The organism is Pseudoalteromonas sp. SG44-5, assembly GCF_014164175.1.
In the GTDB taxonomy this organism is placed as follows: Bacteria; Pseudomonadota; Gammaproteobacteria; order Enterobacterales; family Alteromonadaceae; genus Pseudoalteromonas; species Pseudoalteromonas nigrifaciens.
The window spans coordinates 81,563-98,922 of record NZ_JACJES010000005.1 but is presented as its reverse complement, the minus strand read 5'-3'; the positions used below and the strand labels follow the sequence as shown (position 1 = coordinate 98,922).

Here is a 17,360-nt window from a genome sequence, read left to right as displayed (position 1 = left end):
TAAAAAAACCTTACAGTTCAATCTGTTAGTAATTAATATTGGCCCCTAGCCAAAACCGACGTCCTAACTCAATGCCTGTATTATACGGGCTAATTTGATAGGTACGTTTATTTAAGATGTTTTCCGCCTCAAAGCTCAAAGTTATTTGGTAGTTATTAGCTACCGCCACAGTGTATTTAACACTGGTATTTAACAGCCAAAATGCAGGGCGTTTTTCAATACGGTACACAGGGTACTCACGGCGATTTGGCGCACATCCATCACAAATATTACTGGCTTCTTTAATTGATTGCGTTTTGCTCGTGGCGTAAATAGCATCTTGCCCACCGTTGTAACGTGCGTAGGCCGATAGCGTCCAATTATCCCACTGCCCACCCCAGCTTAAATTTGCAATCACCGGGCGGTTAAAGTCTTGTTTTTCTAACTCCATATCATGTCGAGTTACTAAATAATAATTAGCTTTATTAGTACTTCCGGCAATATCGTAATGATCAGAACGTAAAAAAACCAACTCATTATCATCATACGAAAAATCTAAAAAAGCGTCCCCATCGCCATTAAAAGAGCGCGGTTCACCATCAAATTGCTCGCGACTGGTGGTATTAGTTGCATGCGATACATTAAATTCAACATGTTGATTATTGTAAGTTGCCATCCAAGACAAGGTATAACGCTGATACCGGCTACTGCCCGAGTTAGCACCAAATAAAGTGGCTTCGCCTACATCGTTAGTGCCTTTTACACGGTTAACCGCATCTTGCTGCTCTCGATACAGCCATTTTAACTCCAGCGTTCCGCCTAGTAATTGATGACGATAAGCAGCCGACAGCTCATCACTAAACGGCGTTTTTAAATCAGAGTAAACATAACGATAGCCGCGGTTGCTTAACTGCGCTTGCCATTGCTGTGGCTGTTGCTGATAGATAGCCCGCACTTCGGTATAGCTAGGCTGCATGGCTTGGTTTAGCTTATAACTAATTGAGTCGTCTGCATAATACCGATTAGCACCGAGCACTATTTTACCTTGATCATTAAATACCGATACGCTGCCACGTAGTCGTGGGGCAAAATTATGGTTTTTAAGAAAATCGTTATAATCGTAACGCACTCCTAAATTTAAACTGTAATTTTGCCATTCAAATTCATTTTCTACATAAGCCGACAATTGATTAAGCTTTACACTAGCTGTTGATTTAGGTGTAATTTGGCGATATTGAAAATACTGCCCTGTTGTAGCGAAGTTATTTTGATAAATTAAAAAGTCATCGGGATTTGATAAATCAAGTGCGTGTCCAAGTTTTGCTTCTATATCTGCCACTGATTGATATAAACGCGTTTCAATACAGTCAAGTGTATAACCTGCACAATCTATTTGCGGCGACACAATAGCGCCATTATATACAATTGCATCTTCTAGGCGGTCAAATACTGAGTTTTGCTGAGCTAACTCATAACCAAACGATAAATTACTATAAGCGCCCAGCCATGTCTTACTGGCAAGCTCGAAATCTTGTTTTAAACTGACCGTTTGTTGTCGCTTTTCTATATCGCCAAAGCCGCCTTCTAAACTGGTAATAGAGCCATCAATATTACCCCAATCTGTACCCGGTATATTTAGCCAAGCATAACGTATCGAACTGGTGTTTTTACTGTTGCGACTATCGCTATAACCAAGCTGGGTTTTAATATAAGCCCAACTCCTATCTGCTTGCCAAGTAAGTGATGCGTTATTGCCTCCCCCTTCAATGTTGTAATCACTGTTTTTAGCATTTACATCAAAGTAATCACCTTTATAAGGAGCAAATAAAAAGCTAAATGAAAAGTCATCGTTAGCGGTTGCTGCATAATCTAGTTTTACTAAACCGTTATAATTGGTTTGCTGCTGTAGTCGTGTTTGCCCTAATTGCTGTAGGCTCTCTTGTGATTGCGTATATTGAAATTGGCCAATAAACCCCAGCTTATCGGTTAGTGGGGTAGCAATGTAGGTACTTAAATCACGCTTATTAAAAATAGCACTGTTAAGTTCGTTATCGCCACTAAAGTCGGGGGCATAAAGCTTATGATACTCAACCCAATCGTCACTCGTTTGCCGATAATTAATGCCAAATTGCAGTTTATCGCCCGCTTTTCGGGTTTCGGCTTTAACTAGTCCACCAGTAAAATTACCGTATTTTGCCGGTATGTTACTGTCGTATACTTCTAAATGGTCAATTAAATCTAAATTTAAAAAAACAGCTTGAGTGTGACCACTTACATCTTGCGCTAAGTTTTTGTCAAAATTGGCGCTGTCATTATTAAGGTTTGAGTTATTAGATAATCCATCAATTAAATACCCTGTAGCATTACCTTGCGCACCTGCAAGCGACACTTCCGATGGCTTAATATTACTAACCTGATCCGCAGCATAAGCAGTTTCACCATACTGCACACCAGGTAAAACCCCTAAAACATCGTTTAAGTTACCATTACCAAAGCGATAGTCTCGCAGCATTTTTCTGTCAAGGGTATACACCCCTTGGCTACTTACCGAAATAGGGTTTGGTCGCTGCCCTGTTACCTCTATAATTTCGATATTTTCGCTGCAAGTATCAGTATTTTTTTTACATTGTTGATAGTGACTTGTAGCAATTACTTTAGCCGGTGTTTTCTCTGCTGCACTTGCTTCATCTAGCACTGTGCTTTGCGCTGCAGCTGCAACATGCGTGAGCGAAGTACAAGCTAGCGCTATAAATGTTAAATATTGCATTTAATGTCGATTCGGATTTAATGGAAACGCATCACTGTCATCGTTGACACCGTCGTTGTCGCTATCTAAGTCTAATTCTATCCCTGAATTAGCAATCATTTGTGCGCTTGCATGGGCGGTAAAAAAGTTCGCCTTGCCATCGTTATCAGTGTCAACACTGGCAACCTCTGAGCCTATAAAGGCGTCAAAACGGCTCAAACGGCCTATAACATTTGTTGCTATAGCGTCTTTTTCTACTACACCTAAAACTTCTTTTTCTGTTAATTTATAAGCACTTTTAAACATAGTAAGCTGGGCGTATTGATCTGCAAACACAGGCAAATAACGCACTTGTAACTGCAATGAAGCACTTTCTAAGCGCGCCAAATTCCAATCAATAAGCTCTGCCCACATACTTTTAGCTGCAGTAATTAATGAGGCATATTCTGCTTTTGTGCCCGCTACATACAACAGCTGATTTAAGTACTGCTTAAAGTTAATTTTTGATTTGCTAGAGCCATCAAAAAATTTCTCACTAAGAGCAAAACGCTCAGCGAGAGCGACCTTTTCTTCACCCTGTATTACCAGCTGTATATATTGCGCATAATACTGGTTTGCTAAAGCAAACTGACCATTTAAGCCAAGCGCACTGCCCAACTTACCAATATCCGTAATTTTTTGTATTAGCGCTTGCTCAGTGTAAGTTGCAATATACTGCTGCACTTTATTAACTAATGGCGCGGCTTCGGCGGTTTGACCTAAAGCTTGGTGATAAGGAATAAGATCGATATTGGCATCAACAACATCCTCTTTAAATACGTTAATACCATCTACTTGGCTGTATTTTGTTAATGCTATTTCGCGGCATGTTTGTAGTGTGTTGGCCGCTTGAGTTTGGTACTTTTCGTCATGTGTAATATTTATAATGGTGAGTAGTTGCTCTAACGCAAGCTGACACCCTGTAGCACCAGTAACAAATACGTGGTTTTTAATATTCTGTGCTAAATATGCTTCAGAGCTAAGTAACTCAATGCCTGTGGCAATAAACTTAGCTGCCGCGTCATAATTCCCTAACTCAATATAAATTCCCGAGGCACCTAGTTTACTCGCATTAAATGCAACTAGCTGAGTAAACAGTGGGCGTAAATTATTAGCATCACGTGTTGCTAAAATTAATTGCAAGCTACTATCTATATCGGCCGAATTACGTACATGTGCTAGCAATTGTGCATCTGCTGCCTTATTTTTAGCTAACTGGTAATGACTACTGTCTTTTTCAAAGGCGCTTAAAAACTTGCTTTCAACATCAAGTGCCGGATAAAGCTGCACAAAGTATGCTGCGGTGTTAATTAAGCCATACGGGTATTCCATGCTGGTTACGTTTGCATATTGATTAGCTGTACGCGGATAATCTGCGTCTATATTAACAACCCCATATAAAGCAAATATATCGGCCAGTACTGACTTGGCTTTTTGTGTTGCATTTAACGCCAGGTAGTTTGCCATAACATTACTCAGCGCTGCTTGGCGTGAGCTAAAATAGGGTTTTCCTTGATTGCCATTTTTATTATTTTTTACATAACTGTAGCCAATCATATTGGCATAACGATACAACCTATCGGCCATACTAAGTGCATAATCGTAGTCGGCTTGGTTTCGAGATTGACGCCAATTATTAACCACATCCTCTACTCGGTCGCGATAACCAAAAAAAAGCAATAAGGCTTGCGTTGTTTGCTCCTCTCCTAGCGCCGAGCTAAATAAAATATCGAGAATATTAAAACTAACACTTGCCAACTCAGACTCACCCGCCTGTAAGTAAGACAAAGCTAAATCATTATAAAAACGCTGATCCTCACTATTAAAGGCACTAATTCCTTTGGCTGCAACGTACTCTGCATAAAGGTTTTTTGCTGTTAAACGCAGTTCATTACCCTGCTCGTTATTGCCTTGCTTACTATATAAGGTAGCTACCTCTAACAAGGCAATAGCGCGTATATTATTACGCGCTATTTTATCAACCGAGGTTAAACGTGTAACTTCACTATTTAATCCAGCTTGTGCATAACCTACTGCAAGCGATGCATTTATTGCGCTTAGATTAATATCATTTTGTAACTCGCTTGCAAGTAACTCCGCCTGCTTTAAATGCGATTCATCACTGGCATAGTAGTAATAAGCGCGATCAGCATTAGTCGACAAATTAGTGGTTATAATTAAGTTTTTACTCACCACAGCGCCATTGCCATCTGCAACCGTTAGCTCAAAACTATCCTCTAGATTTTCTAGGCGTGTAGTTTGGTAACTAATTTCGCCATTGCTAGCATTAATTAGCAAAGTGCCATGCTCTGCTGGGCGTGAAATACTATAGCTGAGGGGGTCGTTATCTACATCGGATACATTAACTTTGCCGCGCTTAATTTCACCACCGCTCACAATCACTTTATCGATATGAATAACTGGTGCATCATTAATTGCTGTAACAACTACCAGCACACGACTAGTAGTTAGGTTTCCACCATCAGATACTGCAACCTGAAAGCTATCTTCGCCATTAAAATTGGCTTTGGGGGTATAGCTAATATGACCACTATTAGCATTAACAGCAACTGCGCCGTTAGCCGCAGCATTTGCTAAATAAAATGTCAGAAGGTCGTTTTCTGCATCGGTTGCAGCAACCATTAAGCTTGCAACACTGTCTTCGTTTAGTTGGATTTGGTAACTGGCTTGTGAAAAAATAGGCGCTGAGTTAGCTCCACCACCAGAGCCGCAACCAGTGAGCGCTAATGCTGCAAAGATTATTACTAAAGCTAAACGTTTAAGAGACATGCCTATTTCTCAGATAAAAACCGAAGGCGCATGTTAATGCAAACTATTATCAATATCAATCGCTTTAATAATATTAATCTACCCTGAACTCTATTTAAAACCTCATTTTAAAAACAAAAAACCCAGCAGTTACGCTGGGTTTAGATAATATTAAATGCCTAAATTGACACTCTATATTCTATTTATGTATTCCTCAGAATGGTATGTCGTCGTCAAAATCAATGGTTGGTTCCATTGGGTTAGACGCGCCGCCTTGTGGAGCATTTTGCGGTTTAGGAGCAAAGCCACCTTGCTGTTGTGGTGCACTGCTTTGCTGTGGTGCAAAACCACCTTGTGGCTGCTGATATTGGTTATTTTGTTGTGGTGCAGGAGCCGACTGTGGCTGTGCTGCTGGTGCAGACTGCTGTTGTGGAGTATAACCGCCTTGCTGTTGGTTATTTTGCCCCTGGTTGCTTTGGTAACCACCACTTTGTTGGCCGCCTTGTGATTGGTTATTTTGATAACCACCACTTTGCTGTCCGCCTTGTGATTGATTACCTTGGTAACCACCGCTTTGTTGTCCACCTTGCTGGTCGCCACCACGGCTCCCTAACATTTGCATTTGGCCGGTAAAACCGTCAACTACAATTTCAGTCGTGTATTTTTCTTGGCCTTGTGGATCAGTCCATTTACGTGTCTGAAGTTTGCCTTCAACATAAATTTGTGAACCTTTGCGGCAATACTCGCCAACAATTTCTGCCAATTTGCCAAAAAATACCACACGGTGCCACTCAGTTTTATCAACCATTTGGCCAGTGTTTTTGTCTTTGTAGCTATCTGAAGTTGCTAAGGTGATATTTGCTACACCGTTGCCATTAGGCATATAACGTACTTCAGGATCTTGTCCTAAATTACCAACCAAAATTACTTTGTTCACACCGCGTGCCATGGAACTATCTCCTATAAACGTTAGATTAAACCAGCTACTTTACGTGCTTGGTCTAGGTCAAATTCTTTATCATTAATCTTTAAGTAGCTGCGGCTTTCGTCGCGCACTACAGTTGCTTCTATTACGCCAGGTAAAGCAACTAACAGAGAAGCAAGCGACTGTGCCTGCTCTTCTGAGTCTAATTTGGTCATTAAGCTAATAACTTTACTTTTGGGTGGGACTTGCATTTTCCACGCAATAATAAGCCATATTAACCCAACAAGTGCCGCTGCCGCAAACACCGCTTGCGTTGTTGTGGTTTGTGCTACATAACCGCCAAGCATACCGCCTAAAAAGGCACCTAAAAACTGGCTAGTAGAATACCCACCCATGGCAGAACCTTTTTGGCTTGCTGGTGCAATACGCGATACTAGCGCTGGCATGGTGGCTTCTAAAAAGTTAAATGCAACAAAATACAACAGCATACAAGCAGCAATACCTACAATACTGTTAACCCATACCGACATAGCCAGCATGCTCAACATTAACAGTATAACGGAGCCAATAAATGCCTGCTTTTCTTTCTCTTTTTTAATGGCGATTATCATAATAGGCACCATTAATAAAAAAGCTAAAAATAATACTGGGATATATAAATGCCAGTGATTATCGGCCACTAAGCCATCTTTAATAAGCTGACTCGGTAACACTACAAAAATAGTAGTGAGGGTTAAATGTAATAGTAATACGCCCGCATTTAAGCGCGCTAGCTGCGGGTGTTTAATCAATTTTTTAATATCGCTAAAGCTGGCGAGCGTATCGCCTTTAGGAGCTTTATTAACCGCATTAGGTACTAGCATAGTCACTATAAATATGCCGATTATAGCTAATATTGCGGTTAACCAAAATACCCCCGAAATACCCCACGAGGCAGCGACGATTGGCCCAAGTAACATAGCAAACGCAAAGCTCATGCCTATGCTCATACCAATAACAGCCATTACTTTGGGGCGTTGTTCATCGCGGCTTAAATCGGAAGCAAACGCCAGTAATGCACTGGCTATAGCGCCCATACCTTGTAACGCACGTCCAACTGTAACCATTTGAATTGAATCGGCTAATGCCGCTATTACCGAGCCCAGCGCAAACATTAGTAAGCCGCCAACAATAACCTTTTTACGGCCAATTTTATCAGACAATCGACCCATAGGTATTTGCAATACCGCTTGGGTTAAACCATACGCGCCAATAGCAAAGCCTATCCAGATAGGCGAAAAGCCCTCCAATGATTGGCCATAAATAGCTAATACAGGCATCAGCATAAATAAGCCGAGCATTCTAAATGCAAACACACTAGCTAGCGATATAGCCGCGCGTTTTTCTCGTGAATTAAGTGAAGATGCGGTCATTATTTGCGTGATCTTACTGTGTGGAAAATTTAGGCTGAGATTCTACCATAAGCTTACTAATAATTAATCGTCATAAGTAAGGATTTTTCATTGATCATAGATTAATAATGTTACGTATTATGCGATACTGGACAAATAATTTTGGTAATAGACGAGATAGCATGGAAAACATTGAAGTCCGAGGCGCCCGCACGCACAATTTAAAAGACATCAGCCTAACCATCCCACGTGATAAGCTAATTGTTATTACTGGCCTATCTGGTTCGGGTAAGTCTTCGCTTGCATTTGATACTTTGTATGCAGAGGGGCAGCGTCGTTATGTTGAATCACTTTCTGCGTATGCAAGGCAGTTTTTGTCACTGATGGAAAAACCCGATGTAGATCATATTGAAGGTCTTTCTCCGGCTATTTCTATTGAGCAAAAGTCAACATCGCACAACCCGCGATCGACTGTGGGTACGATTACCGAAATTTATGACTATTTACGTTTAATGTTTGCCCGCGTGGGCGAACCGCGTTGCCCAACTCACGACCTACCGTTAGCCGCACAAACTATTAGCCAAATGGTCGATACTGTTTTAGCTCTGCCTGAGGGCAGTAAACTCATGTTGCTTGCACCGGTAATAAAAGAGCGTAAAGGTGAACATGTTAAGCTCCTTGAGCAATTGGCGAGCCAAGGCTACATTCGTGCCCGTATTGATGGCGAAGTATGTGACCTATCGGATCCACCGCCACTTGATCTACATAAAAAACATACTATAGAAGTAGTTGTAGACCGCTTTAAAGTAAAAGATGGCCAACAACAGCGTTTAGCTGAGTCATTTGAAGCTGCATTAGAAATGTCGGGTGGCGTGGCTAACATAGCTTATATGGATGACAGCAGCGCAGAAGAAATGCTGTTTTCGGCTAATTTTGCCTGCCCTACTTGTGGCTATGCCATGACCGAGTTAGAGCCAAGATTGTTTTCGTTTAACAATCCAGCCGGAGCATGCCAAAGCTGTGACGGCCTAGGCGTACGCCAATATTTTGATCCAAACCGCGTAGTACAAAACCCTGAACTAAGCTTGGCCGGTGGCGCAATTAAAGGTTGGGATAAACGCAGTTTTTATTATTACCAAATGCTACAAGCCGTTGCGCAGCATTATAATTTTGATTTAGATGTGCCATATCAGGATTTAGATAAAGCCTCGCAAAAAATTATTTTAGAAGGCTCCGACACTACCAAAATAGCCTTTAGCTACCGTAACGACCGCGGCGATTTAATTACCCGTAATCACGAGTTTGAAGGGGTACTTAATAATATGTACCGTCGCTACCGTGAAACTGAATCAAACTCGGTACGTGAAGAACTAGCAAAGTATCAAACCAGCCAGGCCTGCCCTAGCTGTCATGGCTCGCGTTTACGCCAAGAGTCGCGCCATGTATTTATTGGCCAAACTAACTTACCCACTATTACCCATATGAGTATTGGTGAAGCAATGGACTTTTTTGAAGGGTTAAAACTAACCGGACAAAGAGGCCAAATAGCTGAAAAAATATTAAAAGAAATTCGCGACCGTTTATCGTTTTTAATTAACGTGGGTTTAAATTACCTCTCACTCGATAGAAGTGCCGATACGCTTTCGGGCGGTGAAGCACAACGTATTCGCCTTGCTAGCCAAATTGGCGCAGGCCTAGTGGGTGTTATGTACGTACTGGATGAGCCATCAATTGGTTTGCATCAGCGCGATAACGACCGATTATTAAAAACATTGGTGCATTTACGCGATTTAGGTAACACGGTCATTGTGGTTGAGCACGACGAAGATGCCATTCGCGCAGCCGATCACATTATTGATATTGGCCCAGGTGCTGGTGTGCATGGCGGGCATATAATTGCCCAAGGTACTCGCGACGATATTTTAGCCTGTAAAGAGTCGGTTACTGGGCAGTTTTTATCCGGTGTACGTAGAATAGAAATACCTAAATTACGCCACCCCACTAACGATAAATGGCTGGAGTTATTTGGCGCTACTGGTAACAACTTAAAAAATGTTGATTTAAAAATTCCATTTGGCTTAATGACCTGTGTAACAGGTGTGTCTGGCTCGGGCAAATCTACGCTCATAAACGACACCTTATTTAAGCTTGCGCATACTGAATTAAATGGCGCAACGACTGCCGAAGCCGCTGCGTATAAATCAATTACAGGGCTTGAGCATTTTGATAAAGTGATCGACATTGATCAAAGCCCAATTGGCCGCACACCACGCTCTAACCCGGCTACTTATACTGGTATTTTTACTGGTATTCGTGAATTATTTGCCGGTACGCAAGAGTCGCGCTCTCGTGGTTATAAAGTAGGTCGCTTTAGCTTTAACGTTAAAGGAGGACGCTGTGAAGCTTGCCAAGGCGATGGCGTAATTAAGGTAGAAATGCACTTTTTACCTGATGTGTACGTGCCGTGCGACGTGTGTAAGGGTAAACGATATAATCGCGAAACCCTTGAAGTACTGTATAAGGGTAAAAATATTCATCAAGTACTCGACATGACAGTGGAAGATGCCCACGACTACTTTGATAAAATACCGGCCATTGCACGCAAACTTAAAACCCTGATGGACGTAGGTTTATCGTACATTCGTTTAGGCCAAGCAGCTACAACGCTTTCGGGCGGTGAAGCACAGCGAGTTAAATTAGCCCGCGAGCTGTCAAAACGCGATACCGGTAAAACGCTATACATACTTGATGAACCAACAACAGGCTTACACTTTGCCGATATTGAACAGCTGCTTGTTGTACTTCATCGCTTGCGCGATCACGGTAATACTATTGTTGTTATTGAGCATAACCTCGATGTTATTAAAACCGCAGATTGGGTTATCGATTTAGGCCCTGAAGGCGGAGCTGGCGGTGGTGAAATACTCATTGCAGGTACACCTGAGCAAGTAGTCGAGTGTGAGCGCTCGCATACTGGCCGTTATTTAAAAGAACTGCTTAAATAACGAGTGCAGCTTAGCTGGGTAGCTATTCATTTTTTTGTGTATTTGGTGGTTAACTTCTTTTATTAACCGCCAAATACACTAATAAAACAAAAATGCCGCTTTATAAATAAAGCGGCATTTTTATTGATCATTTTAACTAGCAAGGTTTAGCCGCGAGGAATAAAACCAAGTGCATCGTACACAGCTTTTAACGTACCTTCGGCTTGGCTGCTGGCTTTTTCTGCGCCACGCTTCATGATGTTATTAAGGAGTGTTTGATCTTCTCTGATCTCTTTAAAACGCGCTTGAATTGGCTCAATCATTGCCACTACAGCATCTGCAGTGTCTTTTTTCAGATGGCCATACATTTTGTCTTCGTACTCTGGCACTAAATCTTCAATTGAACGTTTAGTTGCCACACTTAACAAGGTAAGTAAATTTGACACTCCAGGCTTTTCAGCTCGGTCAAAGTAAATACGCGCTTGTTCGTCTGAATCGGTAACTGCTTTTTTCAGTTTTTTCTCAATCTTTTTTGGCTCATCTAACATCATAATAAAACCATTTAGATTTTCATCCGACTTAGACATTTTTTTCAGCGGATCTTGCAAGCTCATTACACGCGCACCAAACTCTGGAATATACGCTTGAGGTATTTTAAATACCTCGCCATACAGGTTGTTAAAACGTGTTGCGATATCGCGGGTTAGTTCAAGGTGTTGCTTTTGATCTTCCCCTACCGGCACTTGCTCTGCTTGGTATAATAAAATATCGGCCGCTTGTAATACTGGGTAAGCAAATAAGCCCACATTAATATTGTGCGCGTGCGTTGCCGACTTATCTTTAAACTGGGTCATACGATTAAGTTCGCCCATTTGTGCATAACAATTTAATACCCAAGCAAGTTGTGCATGCTCTGGTACTTGCGATTGCACAAATAACGCGGCTTTTTCTGGGTTAATACCACAAGCAGTATAAAGCGCTACACCATCTAAAACGCGCGAGCGAAGTAATTCAGGGTCTTGACGCACAGTTACTGCGTGAAGATCTGCAAGCATAAAGTAGCTATCATAGTCTTCCTGTAACTTTAGCCACTGGTTAATAGCGCCAACATAGTTGCCTATTGTCATACCACCGGTTGGCTGCACGCCACTTAAAACTACTGGTTTACTCATGATTTTCCTTTATTTTGCTTAATTAACAGCACTTAGCGCTGTGTAAGAACAGGTATTATATCTAAGAAGTTATCGCATAGGTACTGTGGATTATAGTCCTTAAGGTTTTCACCTTGATTATAACCATAGCTCAGTGCAATAACGTCAATTTTAGCTGCATTGGCAGCTAGTATATCGCTTTTAGAGTCGCCAATCATAATCGCTTTACTGGGCTCAACATTTAGTTTATTACAGGCAAATAACAACGGCTCTGCTGATGGCTTTTTAGCCATGTCATCACCACAAATTATTAGCTCAAAATGACTCGTTAAGGCTAACTTATCCAGTAATTTTTCGGTAAATAAACGATCTTTATTAGTGATCAATGCCTTGGGCATACCACGTAGGGCAGCAAGCCCAGTTTCAACATGTTGGTAAAGTACGCTATATTCACCTACTTGCTGTTCATAATGTTGGTAAAATAATGAAAATGCTTTATCGCTAAGTGCTTTATCTAAATGCTCACTTATTTGCATTTCGCCACTCAGTGCGCGTTTTACTAATACTTCTATACCATTGCCAACCCAGCTTTCTACTAAGCGCTGGCTAACAATCGGAAATGCTAAGTCGCTCAAAGTAAGATTAAGTGCTATGTATAAATCGTATACACTATCTACTAAGGTGCCATCTAAATCAAACAGGGCTAGGTCGTACTTCATTATTTAACACTTCCTAATTGCTCACGCATTTGATCGATAACTTCTTGGTAATTTGGCTGGTTAAAAATGGCTGAACCCGCTACAAACATATCAGCACCCGCCTCTGCAGCAGCGGCAATATTATCGACTTTTATTCCGCCATCAACTTCTAAGCGTATATTGCGACCCGATTCTACAATACGTTGTTTTGCTTGGCGTAGTTTTTCTAAAGTATGCGCAATAAAGCTTTGCCCACCAAACCCTGGATTAACCGACATTATTAAAATAACATCAATTTTATCCATCACATGATCAAGAAAGCTCAAGCTAGTGCCTGGATTAAACACTAAACCAGCTTGGCAGCCATGATCTTTTATTAATTGTAATGTGCGGTCAATATGCTCACTGGCTTCTGGATGAAAAGTAATAATTGAAGCGCCGGCCTCGGCAAACTGAGGAATAAGGCTATCAACTGGTTTAACCATTAAATGCACATCAATAGGCGCTTTAATACCGTAATTTCTAAGCGCTTTACACACCATAGGGCCAATGGTTAAGTTAGGCACATAGTGATTATCCATCACGTCAAAGTGAACCACATCGGCACCCGCAGCAAGTACACTATCAACATCTTCACCTAGTTTAGCGAAATCAGCAGATAAAATAGAAGGGGCTATTAAGTATTTTTTTTCTGGGTTCAACATAGTTAATCCGACAATGAATAATATATTGCGTTAATGTAACTTAATTAATGATGTTACCCAAGTAATCGCGACAAATATAATGGCTTAATAAAAATAAAGATTATTGATAAGCCTTTATTTTTATTCGACTTTAGAAGCTAATGCTAAAATTTAAGTTTGTTATTTAAGCAATTTTTGTTATGCTTAAAAAAGGATCAAATTATTAGGTTTAAATCATGCGTGCTTTTAAAACAGGGATATTAATGGCGTCAGCATTTTTGTTTGTTGGAGCGTTAAATTTTATCTCAAGTTCTGAGCAAGATTTAACGGCAATTAACAATTGCCAGCAAAAACAAACAACTTCTACAGATACAGCTGTAAGTGCTTGCCTTAAAATAGTAGATGAATCGTCTTGGTCTTCATGGATAACAGGCGATAGCCGCAGTGCACAGTTTCATTATTTAGATTTATTAGAGTTACTTACAAGCTCTGGTGATTCTAAAAAGCTTCCCTCTTTAAAACCATCATTTTAAACATGCGACAATTTTTTAGCGCCTTACAAAGTGTACTCGCTGCATTTTTTGGGGTGCAATCTAACAATAAACGCCACGCAGATTTTAAACACCACTCGCCAGTTAGCATTATCATAATAGCTATTATGCTTTTTATTGTTTTTATTATTTCGATTTACGCGATTGTTGTTTCGGTGCTAAGTACATAGCCATTAGTTCGCTCACTTTATTACGCGATCCCCCTTTGGGGCTAATAGTGCGCTTTACCTGAATTTGATCTAATGTTGCTTGGCTATAAATTTTACGCGTCCATACCGTATCATGGTTAGAGATAAGCACTGGAGTGTCATTTTCAAACGCCGCTTGCTCGGCTAAATTTGCTAAATTTGCTTGATCATCTAAATTAAAACCGCCCTTAGCATACGAGGTAAACGAGGCTGTTTTACTTAAAGGCACATACGGTGGATCACAATAAATAACTGCATTTTTAGGTACTAGTTTAAAAATGTCATCGTAATCAAGGCAGGTAAACGTAGCCTGTTGCGCTTTTTTAGCAAAAAAGTACATTTCTTTTTCGGGAAAATAAGGCTTTTTGTATTTACCAAAAGGTACATTAAAAATACCCTTTAAGTTATACCTACAAAGCCCGTTATAACCGTGTCTATTCATATATAAAAACAGCATTGCGCGTTCGTATATATCGCTACTTTGATTAAATTGCACGCGGTATTCGTAGTAAGCGTCGGGATGATTATTTAAATCCACAAACAGCTTTTTAGCATCACTTATAAACTCATCGGGCGAGTTTTTAAGTTCTTTGTATAAATTAATTAAATCGGCATTAATATCATTAAGAATATAGTGTTTAAAATCGCTATTTAAAAACACTGAGCCGGCACCAACAAAAGGTTCAACCAAAGTATCAGCCTGCTGGCTAGCTTGCTTTAGTCGCGCGTTAATATCTTCAACTAGACTGTATTTTCCGCCAGCCCATTTAAGGAAGGCTCTACTCTTTTGCTGCATTGGCTCTTTACTTCAATCTGGTGTTGCGCGATTTTACACTAAAGTTGCTTAGTTTACTGATCAACTAATACAATTTCTTGTTTTATTTTGCTTATTTTTTTATAGAAAGGCTTATTTATTTTAACCTCTGCAGGCAAAGCGCTCATAGCTAACTTTGCAGCATTCATATCAGTAAAACTACCCACTGTTACCACCCACCAAGTTTTATTGTTTCTTTTAGTTTGATAGGTATGCGCTACTTTTTGTAGTTTATGCTGGCTAATAAATTCAGCACTGACTTGTTGCTGAGTAATCGCTAATAATTGAATAACTGTATTTGTGTCTGGCTGTTGTAAGTACCATGCATTACCTGTGAGTATTTTGCTCTCAACCTGAGCTGAAATATTACTGTGTGGCTGCGCTGCTAATATCTTTGGCTCTACCGATGGTGTATTTTTAGAGCTGGGAGTTGTTTGCTTCGCAGTCAGACTTTGCATAATTGCAGGCACATCATTATGCGGTGTTTGTAGCTCAACTGTGCTTGCAGGTAAGTTAGGTGACGCTGCAATAACGCTATTGTCGCTATTGTCGCTATTCGCTAATGGCTGCTGTATTTGCTTAACCGAAATTGCCGTTGTGAGTACTTCAGGCTGAGCTTGCTGATAATATTGTTGCCACCATTGAGTCATGTCTGATTTATATAACAAGCCAATTATTAAAAACAGAATAATTAACATCAAAATTAATAAATGCAAACGCCAAGATACTTTATCTTTTACAACAACATCCGCTATATGTTCTGTTGCTTGCCAGCTCAGTAATAAATTAGGATTACCCTGAGCCGCAGCTATAAAAGCTTGATAAACTGGGTCTTCATCATAAGGCAGGTCGCTAAAATACCAACGCATTAACTGCTTACTTTCACTTTGGTTTAATGGCTCTAAGTGAATGTTTATTGCCGCTGCAAAGGCCAGTTTTGACTGCGCAGCAAGCATAATATAAAGCGTACTGGGGGAGTTTTTAGCCAGTAGTTCTAACTCTACCTGTAATTCTTCTGATAAGTGCCTGGCGTTATCTAGCACCCATAAACAAGGGCCACAAGCTTGCTGTTGTAATAATTGATAAAAGTTTTCGGATAGGCTCAAGCTATGATCAATTAAAGGTGCATTAAAGCTTTGCTCTAATAGCTCGCTCATTAATTGAATGTCTGTCATTTGCGCTGTTACTTGCACAAATGCTTTATTAAAATCGTTATATTTATCAGTAATAAAAGTTTCGAGTAGGTAGCTTTTACCTAGGCCAGAGGTGCCTAGTAAAACAATCAGGTTTTGTCCGTACTCAAATTGCAGTGCGATTCTATCCACCAATGCCGCACGGCTTGGTAAAATTTGTGGCTGCATTATTGCTCGATTAACGCTCGAACTTGGTCATCTGAAACATCATCCACTAATGCACATTGTCCAAATTGGGTGGGCAGAATAAAGCGGATAGTACCCTTTTTATTCTTTTTGTCTTTACGCATATGCTGCAAAAAATGCTCGCTGGTCATTACCGCCGGGATCTGCGTGGGTAAGCTATATTGCGCAATTAAACCAGAGATACGCGTAACGTCCTCAGCGGTTAAATCTTGGCGTGTATATGCTAGTTTTGCAGCAAGTACCATACCTGTTGCTACTGCTTCGCCATGTAGCCAAACACCGTACCCCATTTGCGCTTCAATTGCGTGCGCAAAGGTATGACCTAAGTTTAATAGTGCTCTTAGGCCTTGCTCTTTTTCGTCTTGAGCTACAATTAGCGCTTTAATTTCACAGCACCTATAAATTATATGCTGTAAACAGGCTTCATCTAATTGCTGTAAACGCTCAACATTTTGCTCTAAGTAAGCAAATAGCTCAGTATCGTAAATCAAACCGTATTTAATCACTTCAGCCATACCGGCTGCAAACTCGCGCGCAGGTAAAGTATGTAATGATTGTGTGTCGATAAAAACGGCTTGTGGCTGGTAAAATGCCCCAATCATATTTTTACCTAGTGGATGATTTACCGCTGTTTTTCCACCTACCGACGAATCAACTTGTGATAATAGTGTCGTTGGCATTTGAATAAAGGGAATGCCACGCTGATAACATGCAGCAACAAAACCAGTTAAATCACCAACAACGCCGCCACCTAATGCAATTAAGCAGGTGTCACGACCACAGTTATTTTCGAGTAAAAATGCCGATATTTTTTCAAACCAGGTAAGCGATTTATATTGCTCGCCATCAGGAATAATAAAGTGCAGTGGATTCAATGTTGCTAACTGCGCTAATAAGCCTTGTAAATACAAAGGCGCAATAGTGTCGTTAGTAATGATGATAGGCCGACAATCACCAATGTGATGAACTAGGCGGCCATTATCTTGAAGTGTAGATTGACCAATATAAATAGGGTAACTTCGCTCGTCTAAATTAACAGATAATTCAAGCATGCTTAGCTATT

General features: G+C 40.6%; 13 protein-coding genes. 3 read left to right on the top strand and 10 right to left on the bottom strand.

Annotated features, from left to right (window positions below; all coding sequences use genetic code 11):
• Positions 1–25: 25 nt before the first annotated feature.
• The 4 genes from H5079_RS08115 to H5079_RS08100 all read right to left on the bottom strand — a co-directional run bounded on the left by H5079_RS08115 (position 26) and on the right by H5079_RS08100 (position 7,870).
• Positions 26–2,746: a TonB-dependent siderophore receptor gene (locus H5079_RS08115; RefSeq protein ID WP_182683873.1), complete on the bottom strand. Its 2,721-nt coding sequence runs from the start codon at positions 2,744–2,746 to the stop codon at positions 26–28.
• A complete protein-coding gene (locus H5079_RS08110; RefSeq protein WP_182683872.1) occupies positions 2,747–5,554 on the bottom strand; it encodes an Ig-like domain-containing protein in 2,808 nt (935 codons plus the stop codon). It abuts the gene before it with no gap.
• 193 nt (positions 5,555–5,747) lie between these two features.
• Positions 5,748–6,482: a single-stranded DNA-binding protein gene (gene ssb / locus H5079_RS08105; protein WP_011329350.1), complete on the bottom strand. Its 735-nt coding sequence runs from the start codon at positions 6,480–6,482 to the stop codon at positions 5,748–5,750.
• 20 nt (positions 6,483–6,502) lie between these two features.
• On the bottom strand, positions 6,503–7,870 hold the full coding sequence (locus H5079_RS08100) for an MFS transporter (RefSeq protein WP_011329351.1): 1,368 nt from the start codon (positions 7,868–7,870) through the stop codon (positions 6,503–6,505).
• Between the two features lie 161 nt (positions 7,871–8,031).
• On the opposite strand from H5079_RS08100, the gene uvrA reads away from it, so the two are divergent.
• A complete protein-coding gene (gene uvrA, locus H5079_RS08095; RefSeq protein ID WP_182683909.1) occupies positions 8,032–10,854 on the top strand; it encodes an excinuclease ABC subunit UvrA in 2,823 nt (940 codons plus the stop codon).
• 146 nt (positions 10,855–11,000) lie between these two features.
• Here the strand turns inward: uvrA and trpS are convergent, their stop codons facing one another.
• The 3 genes from trpS to rpe are packed head-to-tail and all read right to left on the bottom strand — an operon-like array spanning position 11,001 to position 13,386.
• On the bottom strand, positions 11,001–12,005 hold the full coding sequence (trpS, locus tag H5079_RS08090) for a tryptophan--tRNA ligase (protein ID WP_011329353.1): 1,005 nt from the start codon (positions 12,003–12,005) through the stop codon (positions 11,001–11,003).
• A gap of 32 nt (positions 12,006–12,037) precedes the next feature.
• Positions 12,038–12,703 carry a phosphoglycolate phosphatase gene (locus tag H5079_RS08085; protein ID WP_182683871.1) on the bottom strand — a complete coding sequence of 222 codons (666 nt, stop codon included), beginning with the start codon at positions 12,701–12,703 and terminating at the stop codon, positions 12,038–12,040.
• The gene (gene rpe / locus H5079_RS08080; protein WP_089368799.1) at positions 12,703–13,386 is read right to left on the bottom strand and encodes a ribulose-phosphate 3-epimerase; all 684 of its coding nucleotides are present in this window, start codon (positions 13,384–13,386) and stop codon (positions 12,703–12,705) included. The genes H5079_RS08085 and rpe overlap by 1 nt, the downstream gene beginning before the upstream one ends.
• Before the next feature lie 215 nt (positions 13,387–13,601).
• Between rpe and H5079_RS08075 the strand changes: the two genes are divergently transcribed.
• Positions 13,602–13,898, top strand: coding sequence for a hypothetical protein (locus H5079_RS08075; RefSeq protein WP_182683870.1), 297 nt, complete (start codon positions 13,602–13,604; stop codon positions 13,896–13,898).
• A gap of 2 nt (positions 13,899–13,900) precedes the next feature.
• Positions 13,901–14,086, top strand: a complete 186-nt coding sequence (locus tag H5079_RS08070) for a DUF2970 domain-containing protein (RefSeq protein WP_182683869.1) — start codon at positions 13,901–13,903, stop codon at positions 14,084–14,086.
• Here the strand turns inward: H5079_RS08070 and H5079_RS08065 are convergent.
• Genes H5079_RS08065 through aroB form a run of 3 tightly spaced genes read right to left on the bottom strand, consistent with a single transcriptional unit; the run spans position 14,043 to position 17,349 of the window.
• Positions 14,043–14,900, bottom strand: a complete 858-nt coding sequence (locus tag H5079_RS08065) for a Dam family site-specific DNA-(adenine-N6)-methyltransferase (protein ID WP_011329357.1) — start codon at positions 14,898–14,900, stop codon at positions 14,043–14,045. The genes H5079_RS08070 and H5079_RS08065 overlap by 44 nt on opposite strands.
• A 53-nt stretch (positions 14,901–14,953) precedes the next feature.
• On the bottom strand, positions 14,954–16,279 hold the full coding sequence (locus H5079_RS08060) for an AAA family ATPase (RefSeq protein WP_182683868.1): 1,326 nt from the start codon (positions 16,277–16,279) through the stop codon (positions 14,954–14,956).
• Positions 16,279–17,349 carry a 3-dehydroquinate synthase gene (gene aroB, locus H5079_RS08055; RefSeq protein WP_011329359.1) on the bottom strand — a complete coding sequence of 357 codons (1,071 nt, stop codon included), beginning with the start codon at positions 17,347–17,349 and terminating at the stop codon, positions 16,279–16,281. The genes H5079_RS08060 and aroB overlap by 1 nt, the downstream gene beginning before the upstream one ends.
• Between the last annotated feature and the right edge of the window lie 11 nt (positions 17,350–17,360).